This is a genomic window from Salinimonas lutimaris, assembly GCF_005222225.1.
GTDB classification, from domain to species: Bacteria; Pseudomonadota; Gammaproteobacteria; order Enterobacterales; family Alteromonadaceae; genus Alteromonas; species Alteromonas lutimaris.
In genome coordinates, this window is the sequence record NZ_CP036536.1 from 274,738 (window position 1) to 292,376 (window position 17,639).

Below are 17,639 nucleotides of genomic sequence, written 5' to 3' on the forward strand. Positions count from 1 at the left end.
CGCATCAGACGCCGGCTTTTTTATGCCCGTTCAGACTTTGCCTTGCCCCTGATACTGATTGTTAAGAGTAGTAAACGTTAAGTAAATCATTCTCATTTTTAATTTTTATTTAATTCTAATTTAAAGTTAATTTAATTATACTGCTGTAAATAATAATTCTTATCATTCGTAAACCTGAAGTTATACGAGGACACACACAGTGCAAAAACATGTTGTTGCAGTTGCTGTTGCCGCTGCTTTTTCCCTACCAATCATGGCTCATGCAGCCGAACCCCAGGATGAGAAAGGTGTAGAACGGATTACAGTACGCGGTGCATTTTTTGGTCAGCAGGCTGCGGCCGGCACTAAAACGCCAACCTTGCTGATTAATGTGCCCCAGTCAGTTTCTGTTGTTACAGCCGAGCAAATGTCAGAGCAAGCCATGTTTAGTGTGGCCGACGTCATGCAATACACTCCTGGTGTCAGCATCGGGCTGGGTGAAGACCACCGCGATCAAATTACCATTCGCGGTCAGAACACAACGGCAGACTTTTTTGTTGATGGACTGCGGGATGATGTGCAGTATTTTCGTCCCTTGTATAACCTTGAACGCGTAGAAATCCTGCGTGGTGCCAATGCTTTGTTGTTTGGCCGTGGGGGCGGCGGTGGTGTGATTAACCGCGTGACTAAAGTGGCCGAAGTAAACCAGAACTTCACTACGCTGTCTGCCGGTATCAATACCTTCTCAGCTGGTTCTGTCAGTATTGACAGCAACCATAGCATTGATGAAAAACAGGCATTTCGGGTTAACGGTGTGTTTGACAATATTGATAATCATCGTGATTTTAAAGACGGTGAGCGTTACGCCATCAATCCGACCTACACACTGCATGCCTCTGATGACACTACCATTCGCGCCTCCTACGAGTATGTTAATGATGACCGCGTCGTAGACCGGGGCGTACCATCGCTCAATGGCGCGCCGCTTGAAGGATATCGGGATACTTTCTTTGGCAAGCCGGATTTCAACAACACTACGCTGGAAGCTCATATTGCCAAACTGCGTATCGAGCAGGAGCTAACTGATAACTGGTCGGCCAATGCCACCGTGCAGTATGCTGACTACGACAAACTGTATCAGAACCTGTATCCGGTGGGTTTCAGCGACCTGGACAATACGGTTACGCTGGACGGGTATAAAGACACCACGACCCGTCAAAACACTCTGATGCAGCTGAACCTGGTCGGTCAGGTCAGTGACGGCTATTTTGAGCATACTATTTTGACTGGTATCGAGTATGGCAATCAGGATACCGAGAATGCCCGCCGTGATGCGTTTTTTGCCCAAACGCAGGACGACCAGATCACCTTTATGTTCAGCGATCCACTGGTTGTGCCGCCAAAGAGCCTGACTGAGCCGGTACGCGCCAGCGCATCGGATGTGACCTTTACCTCGGTCTTTATTCAGGATGAAATTAGTCTCAATGATCAGTGGAAAGTTGTAGCTGGTGTGCGCTATGACAACTTTGATATTGATGTGCTTGATGCGATTGAAGCCGCCAATGGCGCAGAAGATGGCAATAATGGCATGCTGAGCAGCTCTGATACCGAAGTCTCGCCTCGTGCAGGTCTGATTTATAAGCCTGCCGAGAGCGTGTCTTTATACGCCAGTTACAGCAAATCATTTTTGCCACGCTCTGGCGATCAGTTCCTGAATCTGTCTATTGATGAGCAGGCACTGGATGCCGAAGAGTTTGAGAACAAAGAAGTGGGTCTGAAATGGAACCTGACCGATGCACTGGCATTAACCGCGGCTATCTTTGAGGTTGAGCGGGAAAATGGCACCGCGCAGGACCCGAATAATCCCGAAGCGTCTATTCTGACAGGTACCGAAACTAGAGGTTTTGAAATTCAGCTGAACGGCCAGCTGACTGAGCGCTGGCACATCAATGCCGGTTACAGTAACCTGGACGGAGAGGAAATGGGCCGGGTGGTCGATGGTCAGGTTGCCAATCGCGATCTGGCGCAGCTGCCTGAGCATATGTTTACAGTATGGCAGCAGTACTCACTTAACGACGCATGGCGCGTGGGTCTGGGTCTGATGTATCAGTCAGAGCAATATGCCACGTTAAATAACGAAGTAGAGCTGCCTGATTTCTGGCGAGTGGATGCGGCGGCGTATTACACCTACAGTGAGCAACTGTCATTCCAGCTGAATATTGAAAATCTGTTTGACGAGGAATATTTTCCGTCAGCGCATAACACCAACAATATAGCGACGGGTGCTCCGATCAACGCCCGCATAAGCGCCCAGTACCGGTTCTGATAAAACATCAGACTAGCTACCTAAACAGACCGCTGTACACTGAGTATGGCGGTCTTTTTTATGCGCTGAAAAAATTCTGACCCAGGGATCAGCAGATATAGTCCTACTGCGCCATGTATTATGTGTCCGAAATCAAAAAGCTGGGCAATGACGGTTGAAATTTCCCACTACGTACTTAAAAAGTTCGTTATAATGCTCGGCTTTAACGGGCTTTATGCCCGCTGTATAATGTGCAGCTAGAAACTTACAACGCAGGCTTAGGCTGAGTTGGCCAAGCGCTTAAAGAGTAATAAAACAGGAGACATCGATGGCTAGTAGAGGCGTGAACAAGGTAATCTTTTATAATATTTAATTTTATATACTTTAATCCTATACTGATTAGGTTTATTAACATCCCTTTTAGTATACTGTTCGTATTATTAGTTACCGAGGTATTACCTTGGTGTAATGCTCTCACTCAGAATGTTCATATTAGGCCTTTAACAGCTCATTTATTATAGTGAATATATAAGGGTCTTAGGTCTATTCTGAACCAACACCAACACCAACACCAACACCAACACCAACACCAACACCAACACCAACACCAACACCAACACCAACACCAACACCAACACCAACACCAAAGGCGAAAGAAATAGGCTGCAAACAGGCCGGTCTGTGGAATTACAAATCCATCATATTTTCTTCCACAAATGATTCTTAAGGTCAGTATGTGGACCATGGACGGAAGCGCGGTGGTAGTCCGCTTGAGACAAAGAGCGGACCTTGCTGCTAAGTCATTTCTTCTTCAACTTGATTTTGCGCAACAGATTTATTAACTTTCTCATTCAAAATTTGGATTACTGTAGCTTATACTGAGAACCAAATGTAACTTTGAGCACAATCCTTACAGGCAACTAGACTGTGGATTTTTACACACCAAGTTAAAGCTGTCCTCCACGCAAAAGCTATTTGTTGGGATTTTTTGACTCTCATAGCACTCATACATATTCTCATCAAGATCAGCGATGTTAAACTAAATAATCTTAGGTGATGCGAGGATATTGCCCAGTAACTCCTTTCACTTCAGGAACATCGAAGAGTATGACTAATACCCATGTGGCTATTACACGCCGATTTTCTCCTCATTCCGAAAAGCACCACTCGGACTCCGACTTTTCTTTTTGGGGAGAGCGTGAAGCGGGAATACGGTGGGAAGATATCGATAGCAGTCAATGCGTCGTTGTATTGGGTGAGGGAAAGTGCGGCAAAACACATGAGTTTAAGCAACAACACCAGTTATTAGGGGCTAATAATCAGTTCTCATTCTTTGTACCTTTGGAGTTGCTTCAGGATCATGATTTTCTTGACGCAATAACCGCTGAGGAAGAGCTTGATTTTGAGCGCTGGCAAGATGCTTCCATGGATAACGCGGTCTTCTTTTTGGATGCTGTAGACGAACTTAAATTACGCCAAGGTACACTTCGTAAAGCACTTAGGAAAATTAAACAAACCATAGGAAGTGCTCTTTCTCGTTCTAGGTTTTATATATCCTGCCGACCAAATGACTGGAATGAGGAGTTAGATTATGCAGCACTTTCTTCATTAGTGGTTCAAGAAAGTCATCCTGAGATTGAGACTGAAACTCTATGTGGTGAGAAGGTACTCACCACTATTATTTCTCGTAAAGGATCCAAGGAGCGTAAGCAGACAAATGATAATAAGTTGTCAAATGAACCTATCCAAGTGCTAACGCTGCTTCCCTTTACCCGCCATGAGACTTTGGAGTTTGCTAAGTCGTATGCTCCCAATAAAGCAGAAGCATTTGAACATTATTTGGAAGAGAAGGAACTGTGGCATCTATATCATTTACCTTATGAAATTATTTCAGCTCTTGATCAGCTTACTTCTGAAGGGAAGTTAGGGAACCTTGAAGAGCAACTTCAATTCGGAATTAAGCAAAAAGTTCGAGAAGCCTCCGATAAAAAAAGAAACTCATTGACTGAAGATAAGTCGATCGAAGGCTCGGAGCGTCTAGCCTTGGCTCTTTTCTTGATGAACCGGAGATCCATTCACTCAGGAATCTCTGCTAATAAAATTGATGTTATTGATATTGGTGAGATACTCACTGATTGGAGTTTTGAAGAACGATTAGAACTACTTGGAAAGCCTCTTTTCGATCCTACAGGTGTAAATTCGTTTCGATTCCACCATAGATCAACACAGGAATATTTAGCTGCGCAGCGCTTAAAAAAACTGAGAGAGCAAGGACTCAAGACAAGAGACTTATTTGGACTGCTATTTTCAGACATAAAGGATGAGAAAGTTGTCATACCTAGTATGGAGCCTATTACAGCATGGATGGCTTTGTGGTATCACGACATTTATTCTGAAGTTAGAGTTCGAGCCCCATCGTTAATGTTCCGTCAAGGTATCCCAGCACTCTTGCCGATAGAGTATCGCGAAGAGCTTATATGTAAATATGTTGAAAAGTTCGCGAATAAAAGTACTAGGTGTGGAGTAGGTGTCGGTCATACAGATCTAAAGCGTGTAGCGACGCAAGAATTAGGTCCCACCGTACGAGAACTATGGCAACAAGCTTATTCTGGATTCGATACACGAGAACTTCTTTTAGAGCTTATCTACTTGACGCCGATGCATAATTGTATTGATTTGGCATTGGGAGCTGTATTCGATGAAGAATTGCCTTATCAACATAGATCATATGCAGCATTAAGTGTGCTCGAATTCGGAAGTAAAGAACAGAAACAAACAATTGGAGAGCAAGCGATTCAAGGTGAGTGGCCCGAACGGCTGATTCGCAATATGATATCTCATCTTATTCCAGAAGCTATTACAGAAATTGATTTCTTAACTCTCGCCCAGACCCTTAAAGAAGTCCCCAATAATATACATGGGTTAGGCTACGAGCTTTTTAAGGCCGTGAAATCAGGGTTACTAACTGTTGAGCAACGAATTAGGTTTAGGGATAGTTTTGCTCAATCCATATGGAGTAATCGCGAGAAAGACTGCCGAGTCTATCAAGCACACTCAAAATATGATCACTTCGTTGACGCTGTAATTTATTCTTGTCTTGCAACGATACCTTCACAACCAGAGGATTATCCACAATGGGCATGGTGTCTCGCTGTTGCGTTTCATTTTGGTGAGGGTCGAAACAGCATTATTGTAAGCTCTGAAGTAAAGAGTTTGCAGCATTTTTTGTCTAATGAGACTGTACTGAGAGAAGCTTATTACTGGGCCTGTTTGAGTATTGTAGAAGAATTGGAAGATAACAAAAAAAGCATTCACAGCGATTACTTAATTGATTACAACAATGTGCTATCTCCTTTTAGTAACAATGATATAGATTGGTTAATGAATGCTTTTGTTTGTAATGATTCAAAAAACAAAAAAGATGCAGCTTTTAAGAAGCTCATTAAGTTTATAATGGATGGAGAAAATCCGAAATTGATGGAGGCTATGCTAGAGCAGGCATCTGATAATGATGAATACCTAAGTATCCTTAATAACGTGCTTAATCCCCCCCAAATGCCACCAAGTGAATATGAAATTAAATATAGAAAATCGAAGTTAAAACTTGAAGAGCATGAAGCTAAAAGAATTAATAACTGGAAATCATGGAGGGAAAAAGTTTTAAGTAGTGAGAGTTTTCACTTAAATGATGATGATTTTGAAAATACTCTCTACAACCTCTTTAATATGTTACGGCAAGCAGAGGGAATTGGAACGTGGGGAGCATGGGATTCTAGTCTTATTAGGAAAGTATTCTCTATTGACTTCCTTGAGGCTTTGCGACCTAAATTGTCAGCCTTTTGGCGAACAGCTAATGTTCCCCTATATACCGAACGAAGCGAGGAATCTAAGAACACTTTTTCTTATGATAGTTTGATGGCTCTTGCTGCCGTAAAATGTTGCTCAGAAAAGCCAAATTGGGCAGAGAGCTTATCTCACGCCGAGGCAGTAAAAGCGGTCAAAATCGCTACAATTGAGCTAAATGGTTTTGCTGATTTTTTGTTTAAATTAGAAATAGTTCACTCCGCTGCTGTTGAAGAAGTATTCATTTGTGAAACAAAAGCTCAAATTGACAGCTTCAGAAAGTCAGGAAAGTGTCCCATTTTCCATGATGTTCTTTATTTTGGATCTCTGCTTATTAAAAACAGTACCATTAAAGCCATCATGAGCAAGCTTGATACAATTGGTATTTTGATGGAAAAAGGCCTCGTTAGCGACTTGAAGTATGCCTTTGAACTTGTTGCTGCACATGGTTCAGAAGAATCTAAAGTGACTCTCGGAAGTTTGTTAAATGACTATCTCGATACCGCTCGAATCACAATTGATGAGAGAAATTTATGGGTAGACCTCTTAGCTCCTCTTGATTTGTTTAAAGCTTGCGAAAAGGTTATGCAGTTCACAAGTGATACCACTAGTGTAGAGAAGAGTAGAAGTGCTGTTGCCTTATTTTCAGTAGTATTTGGTGATGGCCATCGAAGTAGGCAACCATCATTCGAAGACATTGAGCCTATAAGTCGGCTAGCGATTTTGCGAGACTTAGTTATTCGCTCCTACCAAGTGGTGAAGCCAAGTGAAGATAATGTTCGTGAAGGGGGGTCATATACACCCAATACACGAGATTTTGCTGAACAAGCACGAAACTATTTACTCGAAAGTCTTTCTAGAACTCATGTAGTCGGCGCGATATCAGTTCTGTATGAATTATCTTTTCTTGATGAATTCAGACATCTATCGAGCCGATTGGAACAAATGTCTGTAGAACTTGCAGCTAGAATTTCAGAACCTCAAGCTATGAGTGTATCTGCTTTCATCAAGTTCGATAGAGAATTGAGCTACCTTCCCTATGATGACGCATCATTATTTTTAGTATTAAAAAATAGATTAGATGATTTTGAACATCACCTACTCAATGATGAGCAGAGTATTGTTGACACTCTTAGAAAGGTGGATGGAGAGACTGAGCTTCGCCGCTTTATTACGTTTTGGCTGAATCAGAATAGTAAAGGTATCTATACGGCAACACAGGAAGCGGTTGTAGCTTCTGAAAAGAGAACTGATATAAGGTTACATCCTAGCGGCATCGATAAGTATGCCTCTCTTGAGCTAAAGCTCGATGATAATCGACGTAAATGGAGCGGCACAGAATTAAAAATTGCGCTAGTAAATCAGTTAGTTGGTCGCTATCTGAACCATGAGCGATGTTATGTTGGCTGCCTACTTATCGCTATGAGAGAGCCTCGCCTATGGGAAAATCCAGAGACAAAAAAACCTATGAACCTCAATGAAACTGTTACCTGGCTTCAAAGCGTTGCAGATAAGATAATGGATGATCGTCCTGAACTTTACATCACTGTTAAAGGAATAGATTATTCAAAGATTGCTAATGAGTAATGTAATTGACGTCTCTTGAATAGCCATCGGTTTGCGAGACACTTTGTTACTAGGCCATTGAATAAGTGACATATTAACTTGCCATACTTTAATTAATTTTCACATTGCTTATTTAGCAAAACAACTGGCCCCCTTTTGTCCCTAAAAAAGTTAGAGCGATCGTCTGCTTCACGCCCTGAGTCATTCAACAAGCTTTTTATGTATTTAAAAGTGGAGAATTTCTTTCTCTCAGCGCCTTCAAATATTTCGTCTCGTTGTAAGGCGTTCTTGTTTGCCAGCACCTAAAAACTATCCGCGCCCATTTGAACGCTAATGCCCTAACGGCTGCTTGGTGTGCCTTCCCTTTTGCTCTTTGTTTTTCATAATACAAGCCAGCCCAGTAAGACTGATGCACACTTTTGGCTGACCATTCAATGAAGGTTTGTCTGATAAATTTGGCGCATTGCCATCGCCAATGGATCCACTCTTTATTACCACTTCGTTCTGTTACAGGAGATAAACCCGCATAGTTTTGAATTTCTTGCGCAGTTAGAAAGCGGTTTCTGTCTTCGCCAAAAGCGGCGAGTAAGCGAGGAGCTAAACATGGCCCTGTTCCAGGCAGAGAAGAAAATATATCTGCGTCGGGCATCTGCTTGAATATTGACTCAACCTCACTGTCGAAAGCTTTGATACTTTTATTTAGAAGCTGAATTTGGTTACATAAGGAAACAACTAATAGGCTGTAAGGCTCAATAATGCTGCTGTCTTCAGTGAGTGCCATAGCGGATTCGATCGCATGTATACGCTTGTCTGTATTGGTAACCGCATTACCACCGCGTTGACCAAAGAACATCCGAATCGTGTTTTCTCTTGCTCGTTTTAGCTGTTTAAATGTCGGCCACTTGATCAGAAATTCACAAAATAAATCGCTTCCTCGATGCGAAAACATGGTCAGTGGTAACGGATAATATTGCTTCAGAGCATTTATCAATCTATTCACATGACGTCTTTTATCTTCAACGAGCATGCGACGTTGTTCGACAAGTAAGTTCAGTGTTCTTGACGCTTTACTGCTGGGTTGAAGTGGTTGTATCTTTTCGGGGTACTTCAGCATGAGGTCAAGCGCAAGCTCAGCATCAGATGGGTCATCCTTAGCACCACTTGGAAACATGGCCTGCCTATATCGAGCAAGTGTAGCGGCATGGATAGGAAAAACTGTCACATAGGCATACTTTTGCAACGCATACACAATAGGCCCGCTAGACAACTCGACAGCAATGGCAATCGGTCCTTCTACCTCACTATGCAAATGAGTTAGCCATTCATCAATGGCTTCTGGTGAATGCTTTATGATCTCAAACTTTCTCTCGCGGGAGTCTTTTGTTTGTATACAAACATCATGCTTTTTTGAGGCCCAATCTAAACCGACATAGGCAGAGAATTTTTTTAACGAACTAGTCATCACAACCTCCTGAATATGAAGTTTGTTATGTAGCCTTCACTCGTCGAAGATAATATGGATGGCGTTCAATGCATGCCCTGAGTATTCGTTATGAGTAAAGTGACTCGTTGCATCGAAGGTAAAGCGGTAATCATCTAATGACTCACGTACAATGTTCGTATGCAACAAGCACATAACCTACTTTATTTTAATTCAAATAAAGTAGGTTGAATGACCATATTACGTACATTGCTGCTGTTTAAGCTTCGGACCTCGAACAGTATAAGCATTGAGCAGATTGGAAGGTTCGGTGAGGCTCTAAACTAAGAATGTATAGATTTTGATAATACCTGTTGGCCTCGAGCAATCAACTATCCAAATAAATTCGATATATAACGTTTTCGGTGGTGGCGTTTAAGATAGTTGTCATTGCATATCAAAGCTTTGATCAGCATTAGGGCCTTCTTTTTTCAGTTCAAGGCGGCTTGAGGTCCGGCCGGTAAAAGCGTTGAATTTAGCCACTTCTAACGTAACCGATTGAATATTATGAATTAATCAACCAGCAGTTCAAAAGTCATGGGCTTAACCTGCTTGGTTAGATCCAGCTCAAAACTTCCTAGCCGCCCCAAATGCTCGGTATGATACGGTGAGAATTCGGCCATAATGTCGCGGGTAATATTGTACCCTTCCGACTTCAATTGATTGAACACTTCGGTCATCGCGTTTACGTTGTATAAGATCGCGAAGTTGGCCAGCAAATGATTGTATTTAACGATTTTGCTTTGTTCGTGTCTCAAGTTTGCAGGAATTTTCCCGCCATTAGCAAAAAACAACCACCGGGCAAACTCATTGAACTCTTCGCTCTTACAGGTCGCTGCCTGGATTGTTTTGCGCAGATCAACGTCGGTAATGTATTCCAGCAAAAACATGGTTCTGACCACGCGCCCGAGTTCACGGAACGCAAAGTACAGCTTGTTTTTCCGGTTCTTGGTGCCGAACCGGCGCAGGATTGTCGAAGCGGTGATTTTCCCTGCTTTAACTGACATGGCCGTTCGCATCATATCCGCATAGTGCTTTTCAATGAGATCCCACTTGATCGGCTCCTTGAACAAAGACTGAATATGCTTGAGTACCATGGAGCGATCAGGCTTATAAAAGCTGAGATCTTTGATATTTCGGATACGGGGCATGAGCTTTATGCCCAGCAAGTACGCCAGGCCAAAGACGGGTGTGGATTGCGCCTGTGTATCGCCGTGAACGGTGTCCGGATTAAAATCAGATTCATCGTTGAGTAGGCCGTCCAAGATATAAATCGCCTCGTAGACACCGCAGGGAATAAACCGGCTGAACAATGCAATATAGGTGTCCGAGACGTGGTAATAGGCAATGCCGCCATAGCTGCCATACCGAATATGGTATTCAGATAGCAAATTATCTTCGTAGAGATCCCAAAGCTTTCCATCAGCGGCACACTGCTGCCTGATCCCCAACACTCAATGAGCCGGTATTTCTTATACTCGCTATTGATCTTCGCAATAGCTTTATCGAGACGCGCTTCCGTCGTGCGTTTTAAGTTAAGCCAGGCGACTTGCTTGCGAGAAACGCCCTGCACAGATCGCACGGTTTCGGTGGGACCAATGTTGGTACCGTAACAAAACACGGTCAGGACAAAACGTAACTCCGGGTCGCTGATACGTGATTCGAAGCCCGACAACGGGCCAAAATGTTTATTCAGGTTCAGCCACTTTTCGACATTGATAACGGCGTTTATCAAGATACACCTTGACCGTCCCAGACAACACAGAAATCAAATGATCGGTTTGCTTTTGATGGTCTGCAAGGTACTTCTCCAACAGCTTCTGCGCCGAGCGATCCATTTTTAACAACATCTTGATAAAAATATCGGCGGCGTTATCCAGTGTTTGTGCGTATTGGTGCCGGATTAAAACGATGACGAGTGCGAGTCGCTTGTTCAGCTTTAGTTTCATCAATTCGGCGTAATCCAGGGCCTTGGCCTCGTTGATAAACTGCTGGTGTTTAACTGGCGGCAACCCCAAATCCGTGGGCAAAAGTGTTTGCAGGGATGTAAGCCATTCCAGGTATTGGATGTACGCATGGATATTGCGAGGGGTCGGGCGTTTGGGTTCATTTTTCAGCGTGCTCCAACCAAAACCATTCAGTCCTGTGCTAGATCGAAGAATATCGTTGATGCATTGGCGACTTTCAGACTCTAAAAAGCCACACAATTGATCGTAATACCGAGTGTTGACTTCGGCCCTGGCCGCCTGACATATCCGCTCAAGTACACTGAACGCCGGTAACTCGTATCGCTCTTTGACCAAATATTCCAACGTGACATTGATGATATCCGGTAATGCTTCTTTGGTAGTCGCTGCCTCAAGTGCCCAAATCTGTGCCAATTCAGAGGTCTTGGCCGCATCGTAGGCTTTTATATTAAGATGGCGCCGAATCAGCTTTACGTGACGATCCTTCGCGCCCGATGTGTAATAGGTTTGGAGATCCTTCAGTGTCACCCGCGAACGGCACTGATTTTTAATGTGCGTGATGATCACCTTTGGTATTTCACCCAGGTTTACGAACCGGCCCAATCGCTGCGTGATTTTTAGCTGAATCAGGAGCCCCAAAAAGGATGCGCTGGTTCGTTTACAGTGACGCAGTGCAAACTTCTGATCTTCCGGCGTAGGTGTATAGACATCCCCTAACTCATCTTCGGTGATATCAGATTTAATTCGTGGATAAGCTGTCTGATAGATAGCGGCCATCGACTTAAATTTTCTCTGATAGATGCATTATTGTGTAAAAGCATCGCGTTATAGTTATCAGGTTTCTAGTCGTCATTTGGATATGCCTAGATTAGTCGCAAGTGGCTTTCATTGCTTTATTCCTTGTGATGGCCTGCCATTACGTCGCCTGAATTGAGATGCCAAGCATTTTGAACAATCGCAAACAACAGTAATACCAACGCCAACAGCAACAGTTCGGTTTGATACACATTGACCGCATACTGAATTTTGAGACCCATACCAGAAACAGCGGAAGGAAACAAAATGGCGATAAAACTTAAGATGGTCGGCAGCAGCGGGGTACAACACAACAGGGGGCTTACAATCCCGATAACTATGCCGCCCGCCGCTGGTGCCGTTCTGCAATGGGTCTTCTTGCGTATCAGTTGAACCCATAAATTGATGAGAACGCTCTCCAGCGTTGCGAACAAAAACGCAAATAGCGCGATTCTCAGATTAAGATGTGCAAAAGAACGCAAGCCAATATCGGAACCCAGTTCATGCGCTGGCAGGACAACCAAGTGGACGACCAGCACCAGACTAAAGAGGATCGCGGTACGCCGTTTTGAGTGAGAATCCTGAACCGGCGATTGAAATGCATACACTACAAGTGACCAGAGGCGTTTTATAGAGTTTGTAGCGCGCTTCACTATCGCATTCATTCTTCTTTGCCGTTTGTCGCAACTTTGTAAGTTCCCCAGAACATCTCCGGTAACACGCAAACCAGTGGTGTACCGATCAGTAAAAAGAGTCCTAATCCGTTAAAGGTGAGCCATTGTATCCACTGCATCCCAATGCCTAATGCCAACATGGCGGAACCCAGAAAAAATGGCCCGCTGAAAAAACAATGCATTCGCCCACATTGACGCGCATTTCTTAAACAGGCATATCCCATCCAACTTAAAGCGATCGCCCAGATACTGCCGGTCATCCACGGTGCAAGTTGCATCATGCCGGTAATCACTATGAGTATCGCTGGCAATACCCAGGTGAGAATAAATCGGCCTTTATTGGCTACCCAGTCGTGGGGGCCGGTTTCACATTTTTCTGACATCGTATACTCCTTTGTTATGGCGATCAGGCCAGTTGGCGCAGCTCCGACAGCTGTGAATCCAATGCCTGCAAGTAAGCCTGGCGTTCATCAATTTTGGTTTGCAGTTCGCGCATGGCGGCTTCACAGGCTTGCTGGTCGCCTTCGTTGATGGCGTAGAGCAAGGGTTTTATATCCAGGATCAGCAGGCCCGCCGCACGCGCTGCGCGAATGAAGCGCAGCCGGTTTAAAGCGCATTGATTGTATAAACCGAAACCACCCGCGGAATGCTCTGGGCAAAGTACCAAATTTTCCAAGACGTAATTCCTGACGGTATGCACTGTGGTTTGCGCGGCTTTCGCCAGTTGCGAGATCGTCAGGGGAAATTCGAGTGCCTGCCCATCGGCATCCATGAATGCCGCAAAGTCGGGGATCACCTCAAAGTATCGTGACACATCTTTTGACACGGCGGCTTTTGACATGGGTTTGTCTCCGTTCGTTTCAAACACTGCGGCCTGGCCACAACGCTTCAGTCGTTTCGGCATCGGCTGGCCGCGCCAGCCGATAGCCCTGTAATACATCACAGCCAAGCTTCTCTAAAAGTTGTTGTTGAGTGGCCGTCTCAACCCCTTCCGCGACGATGGATAAATTCAGGTTATGGCCAAGGGTGATGACGCTTTCGGTAATGGCGCGATCCTTTGGCTCGGTTGTCATATGCGTGACAAAGGTTTTGTCGATTTTTAGGCGGGTCACTGGGCAGCATTGCAAGCGTGCCAGCGACGAACTCCCGGTACCAAAATCGTCGATGGACAGGCGAATGCCCAGCGCCTGGCAGCGATGCAGGTTTTCGATCAGGATTGGCGTATCCTCCAGGGCCAGTGTTTCGGTTAATTCCAGTTCCAATGCCGGAGCAGGCAGTCCCGTATCACGCAATATCCTGGCAAGGTCTTCGACAAAGTCAGGTTGGTGGATTTGTAAGGCAGAGACGTTGACCGCGATGATACCCTCGGGTAAACCGCGTTGACGCCAATGCATCATCTGTTGACAGGCCGCCCGTAAGACAAACGCGCCCAGTTCCAGAATTAATCCGCTTTGTTCGGCAACGGGAATAAAGGTGTCTGACTGGATCAATCCTTCAGTTGGATGTTGCCAGCGAATGAGCGTTTCAGCGCCTTCCCAGCATTGGTGTTGAACATCCCATAGAGGCTGGTAAAAAGGAACGAATTCACCCTTGTTCAATCCATCCGCCAACGCATTGACCGTTGGGGCTGTCAGTGAATGCGTGGCGGGTGCCGTTCCCATACTGCCCTCTCTTATCCTGCACAACAGGACAGTTCTTTGACATCCTTGTTAAAGGTTTGCGCGCAGAGCTTCAAACCTTCCACCATGGTGAGGTAAGGGAAAAGCTGGTCGGCTAATTCCGTCACCGTCATACGGTTGCGGATGGCTAAAGCCGCACTCTGGATCAGTTCGCCGCCTTCGTGAGCCAGGATCTGCGCGCCTAGCAACAACCCCGTTTCCTTCTCTGTGACCAGTTTGATAAAACCGTCGGTTTCAAAGTTGGCTAACGCACGTGGGACATTTTCCATACCCAGTACGCGGCTGTCGGTCTCAATATCCTGAGCCCTGGCTTGCTCCTCGGTCAGTCCGACGGTAGCCACCTGTGGATCGGTAAAGATCACGGCGGGCATGGTGGACAGATCCAGTTTGGCGTCGCCGCCCGTCATATTGATACCAGCACGGCTACCGGCGGCCGCGGCGACATAGACAAATTGCGGCATGTTAGAGCAGTCACCGGCAGCGTAAATACCAGCAACATTGGTTTCCATGCGTTCGTTAACAACGATTTCGCCCTTTTTGTTGGTGGTGACACCCACCGCGTCCAGATTGAGTTGGCTGGTATTGGCGTGTCGCCCGGTGCTTACCAGCAAACGATCACAACTGAGCTCGCCTGCATTAGTGTTCAGGGTGAATTGATTTCCATCGTGGGTCACTTGGGTGGCTTGCGTGTTGTTTAAAACTCGAATGCCTTCTTTTTCAAAACAGCCTGCCAGTTTTTCACCGATTATGGGGTCTTCACTGTAAAGTAGTGAGTGTCTTGCCAACACGGTGACTTCACTGCCCAATCGTCGGTAAGCCTGGGCAATTTCTAGCGCCACGACCGATGAACCAATCACCACCAGGTGCTGCGGCAATTCCTCGGCAAACAGCGCTTCGGTAGAGGTCCAGTAAGGCGTTTCGGCCAGCCCCTCGATGGGAGGAATGGTTGGCGTGGAGCCAGTGGCGATCAGGATTTTATCAGCAAAGATTTCCTGCTCAGTGCCATCATTTTTTCTGACTATCAGGGTGTTTGCATTTTTAAATTGCGCCCAACCTTTAAGTAAACTAAGCGCAGGATTTGTCTCTAGAATATTCTGATACTTTGCAGCGCGCAGCTCTTCGACTCGAGCGGTCTGCTGCTGAGCCAACAAGGCTCGACTCAATTGGGGCGCATGATTTTCCAGTCCGGCAAAGGGATTATTGCGTTGCTGCTGTGCCAATTGAGCGGCGCGGATCAAAATTTTTGAGGGTACGCAGCCGACATTCACGCAACAGCCGCCAATCACATCGGCTCCCTCAATAAGAGTGACCTTGGCACCACCTTCAGCGGCTTTGATAGCACAGGCAAAAGCGCCGGAACCCGTACCGATAATCGCCACATGTTGAGTTCGGTTGCTTTCTGTGTTGCTGGTATTTTCGTTGTCACAGTAGGCGTTCGGTGCTGTGTTTTCCGCTAAGGGGTTTTCTTTTGCGGTATAACCCAGGGCTTCAATCGCTCCAATGAGATCGGTTACGCTGACCCCACCGTTTGTGGTGATCGTTGCGCTGGCGTTTTCATAAGATATTTCAACCTTATTCACGACTTCGATCGCATCGAGCGCTTCTTTAACGTGAGCGACGCAACTTGGACAGGTCATCCCTTCTATCGATAGTAAGATCATTCGTTTTCCTCAAATAGTAGTCAGGCATTGCGTCGTGTTAAACAGCACAGCTGTCATCATCACAGCGTTTATTCGCGGGTGAAAAAATATCCCAAAGCGATACGGCAACCATCAGGCCTAACGCTGAATAGGTGACATAGCTGCTCCAGCCGTATTGGAAAAACGGATAGAGCGATAACAGCAATAAAATGGGGCCGACCACACCCAGCGCACTACGGTGCCATTGCCGGTGGCTGAACCAGCCAAGTCCGTTGAGTACCAGGGCAATCCAGGCAAACAACGGTAACAGGGTATTAACAAACAAACCTTCCCATTGGCTGAGAAAACCCAACCCGACCGCAGCGCCCAGGCTGGCGATGGCCGGGAAACACATGGCGCATCCCATAGCAGAAACCAGCGCGCCCAATGAGCTAATCTTATCGCCGAAACGGGTCAGTAACTGTATTAGCATTTCCATGCTTTACTCCTTGAGCGTTGATGGATAACCCGCATTAGTGGTGGCTTCGGTCAGTGCTTTTACTGTGGTTTTTTCGTCGTCGAATGTGACAACTGCCAATTTGGTTTCAAAGGTGACTTCAGCTTTACTCACACCCTCAACATTTTTTAAGGCATTTTTGACCGTAAAGGGGCAGGTCACACAGTTCATGGTTGGAACTTCCAAAGTAACTGTTTTCGGCGCAGCAAAAGCGGTCAGGCTGGTCAAGGCTAGCAAAGACAACAAGGCAATTTTCTTCATCATTTTCTCCAGTAACGTATTAAGTCATTAATAAAAGTGAGCGGTAAGAAAGTATTCAGGCAAACCAGACAATCCAATAATTGCTGGTGACTAGCACCAACGCAGTCAGTGCCGTTAACCAAAAGATCACCTGCCGGCGTTTTCGCACTTGAGGAACTGCACAGGCGGTGCCTGGCTCACAGTCCTCAACGGGGCGATAGACCTTCCAGCCTGCGAAGCCAAATAAGGCTAAAACCAGCAGGATAAAAATGGGACGATAAGGTTCTAACAAGGTTAAATTACCAATCCAGGAGCCACTCACGCCTAGCAGCAACAACACGAAAGGACCAGCGCAGCACAGGCCAGCGCCAACAGCCGCGATAACGCCGCCAATAATAGGTAGATTGGATTCTTTCTGTGACACGACTTACTCCTCTGATTTCAGTGTATGGAGCAAGTGTAATCTCCGTACCGATGTACGGAGTCAAACGTTTTTGTGATGCCCGTGTAAAACTAATTAAGGTTGCAGGGAGTCGATAATGGGACAATGTGAGTCATCGTTATTACTCTGACATTGCGTCAATAATGCCTTGAGTGCGCTTTCGAGCCGCTTCAGATCGGCAATTTTTTCCATGACGGCGCTGAGTTTATACTCGGCCAGCTCCTGCACCTGAGCACATGGGCGGTCATTCAAGCTTAGCAGGTTGGCGATCTCTTCCAGGGTAAACCCCAATTCTTGCGCCCGCTTAATGAACCGGATGCGATTAACCGTTTCATCGGGATAATGGCGGTAGCCCAACTCGGGTTTTGGCGGTTGCTCTATTAATCCACGACGCTCATAGAAGCGAACGGTTTCTATATTGATAGCCAGTTCTTTGGCAACTTTACTGATAGTTCTTGTCATGTTCATATCTCTTTTACCCGAACGGTATCTATAAGAACCGCCATTTTCTCCATCAATATATGGGTAGCGTT

General features: G+C 45.5%; 14 protein-coding genes and 1 pseudogene. 2 read left to right on the forward strand and 13 right to left on the reverse strand.

Annotation, left to right across the window (positions count from 1 at the left end; translation table 11 throughout):
• The first annotated feature begins 199 nt into the window (after positions 1-199).
• Complete coding sequence (locus EZV72_RS01185) at positions 200-2,305, forward strand: TonB-dependent receptor (RefSeq protein ID WP_232364477.1); 2,106 nt, start codon at positions 200-202, stop codon at positions 2,303-2,305.
• Between the two features lie 522 nt (positions 2,306-2,827).
• Here the strand turns inward: EZV72_RS01185 and EZV72_RS18685 are convergent.
• Positions 2,828-2,953 carry a hypothetical protein gene (locus EZV72_RS18685; protein WP_269747629.1) on the reverse strand — a complete coding sequence of 42 codons (126 nt, stop codon included), beginning with the start codon at positions 2,951-2,953 and terminating at the stop codon, positions 2,828-2,830.
• Between the two features lie 438 nt (positions 2,954-3,391).
• On the opposite strand from EZV72_RS18685, the gene EZV72_RS01190 reads away from it, so the two are divergent.
• On the forward strand, positions 3,392-7,714 hold the full coding sequence (locus EZV72_RS01190; protein ID WP_137165528.1) for an NACHT domain-containing protein: 4,323 nt from the start codon (positions 3,392-3,394) through the stop codon (positions 7,712-7,714).
• 196 nt (positions 7,715-7,910) lie between these two features.
• Here the strand turns inward: EZV72_RS01190 and EZV72_RS01195 are convergent, their stop codons facing one another.
• The 12 genes and pseudogenes from EZV72_RS01195 to merR all read right to left on the reverse strand — a co-directional run bounded on the left by EZV72_RS01195 (position 7,911) and on the right by merR (position 17,568).
• On the reverse strand, positions 7,911-9,155 hold the full coding sequence (locus EZV72_RS01195; RefSeq protein WP_137165529.1) for an IS110 family RNA-guided transposase: 1,245 nt from the start codon (positions 9,153-9,155) through the stop codon (positions 7,911-7,913).
• A 530-nt stretch (positions 9,156-9,685) separates the two neighbouring features.
• A pseudogene (locus EZV72_RS18775) lies at positions 9,686-10,908 on the reverse strand (transposase); the annotation flags it as partial.
• Complete coding sequence (locus EZV72_RS18780; RefSeq protein WP_408640825.1) at positions 10,862-11,917, reverse strand: DUF4158 domain-containing protein; 1,056 nt, start codon at positions 11,915-11,917, stop codon at positions 10,862-10,864. The pseudogene EZV72_RS18775 and the gene EZV72_RS18780, both read right to left, overlap by 47 nt.
• 116 nt (positions 11,918-12,033) lie before the next feature.
• Complete coding sequence (locus EZV72_RS01205; protein WP_040133153.1) at positions 12,034-12,600, reverse strand: hypothetical protein; 567 nt, start codon at positions 12,598-12,600, stop codon at positions 12,034-12,036.
• Entirely contained in the window at positions 12,597-12,992 is a 396-nt protein-coding gene (locus EZV72_RS01210) for a hypothetical protein (protein ID WP_040133152.1), read from the reverse strand. Before EZV72_RS01210 ends, EZV72_RS01205 begins: the two co-directional genes overlap by 4 nt.
• A gap of 23 nt (positions 12,993-13,015) precedes the next feature.
• Positions 13,016-13,450, reverse strand: coding sequence for a MerR family transcriptional regulator (locus EZV72_RS01215; RefSeq protein WP_011711644.1), 435 nt, complete (start codon positions 13,448-13,450; stop codon positions 13,016-13,018).
• Positions 13,451-13,469: 19 nt separating this feature from the next.
• Entirely contained in the window at positions 13,470-14,270 is an 801-nt protein-coding gene (locus tag EZV72_RS01220; protein WP_020833625.1) for a putative bifunctional diguanylate cyclase/phosphodiesterase, read from the reverse strand.
• 11 nt (positions 14,271-14,281) lie between these two features.
• Positions 14,282-15,949, reverse strand: coding sequence for a mercury(II) reductase (gene merA, locus EZV72_RS01225; RefSeq protein ID WP_137165530.1), 1,668 nt, complete (start codon positions 15,947-15,949; stop codon positions 14,282-14,284).
• 37 nt (positions 15,950-15,986) lie between these two features.
• A complete protein-coding gene (gene merC, locus EZV72_RS01230) occupies positions 15,987-16,406 on the reverse strand; it encodes an organomercurial transporter MerC (protein WP_007642843.1) in 420 nt (139 codons plus the stop codon).
• 3 nt (positions 16,407-16,409) lie between these two features.
• Complete coding sequence (merP, locus tag EZV72_RS01235; RefSeq protein WP_011711647.1) at positions 16,410-16,685, reverse strand: mercury resistance system periplasmic binding protein MerP; 276 nt, start codon at positions 16,683-16,685, stop codon at positions 16,410-16,412.
• Positions 16,686-16,740: 55 nt separating this feature from the next.
• Positions 16,741-17,088 (reverse strand): mercuric transporter MerT family protein, encoded by a 348-nt coding sequence (locus tag EZV72_RS01240; RefSeq protein WP_007642845.1) that lies wholly within the window; start codon positions 17,086-17,088, stop codon positions 16,741-16,743.
• A 93-nt stretch (positions 17,089-17,181) separates the two neighbouring features.
• Entirely contained in the window at positions 17,182-17,568 is a 387-nt protein-coding gene (merR, locus tag EZV72_RS01245; protein WP_040133151.1) for an Hg(II)-responsive transcriptional regulator, read from the reverse strand.
• Positions 17,569-17,639: the final 71 nt, after the last annotated feature.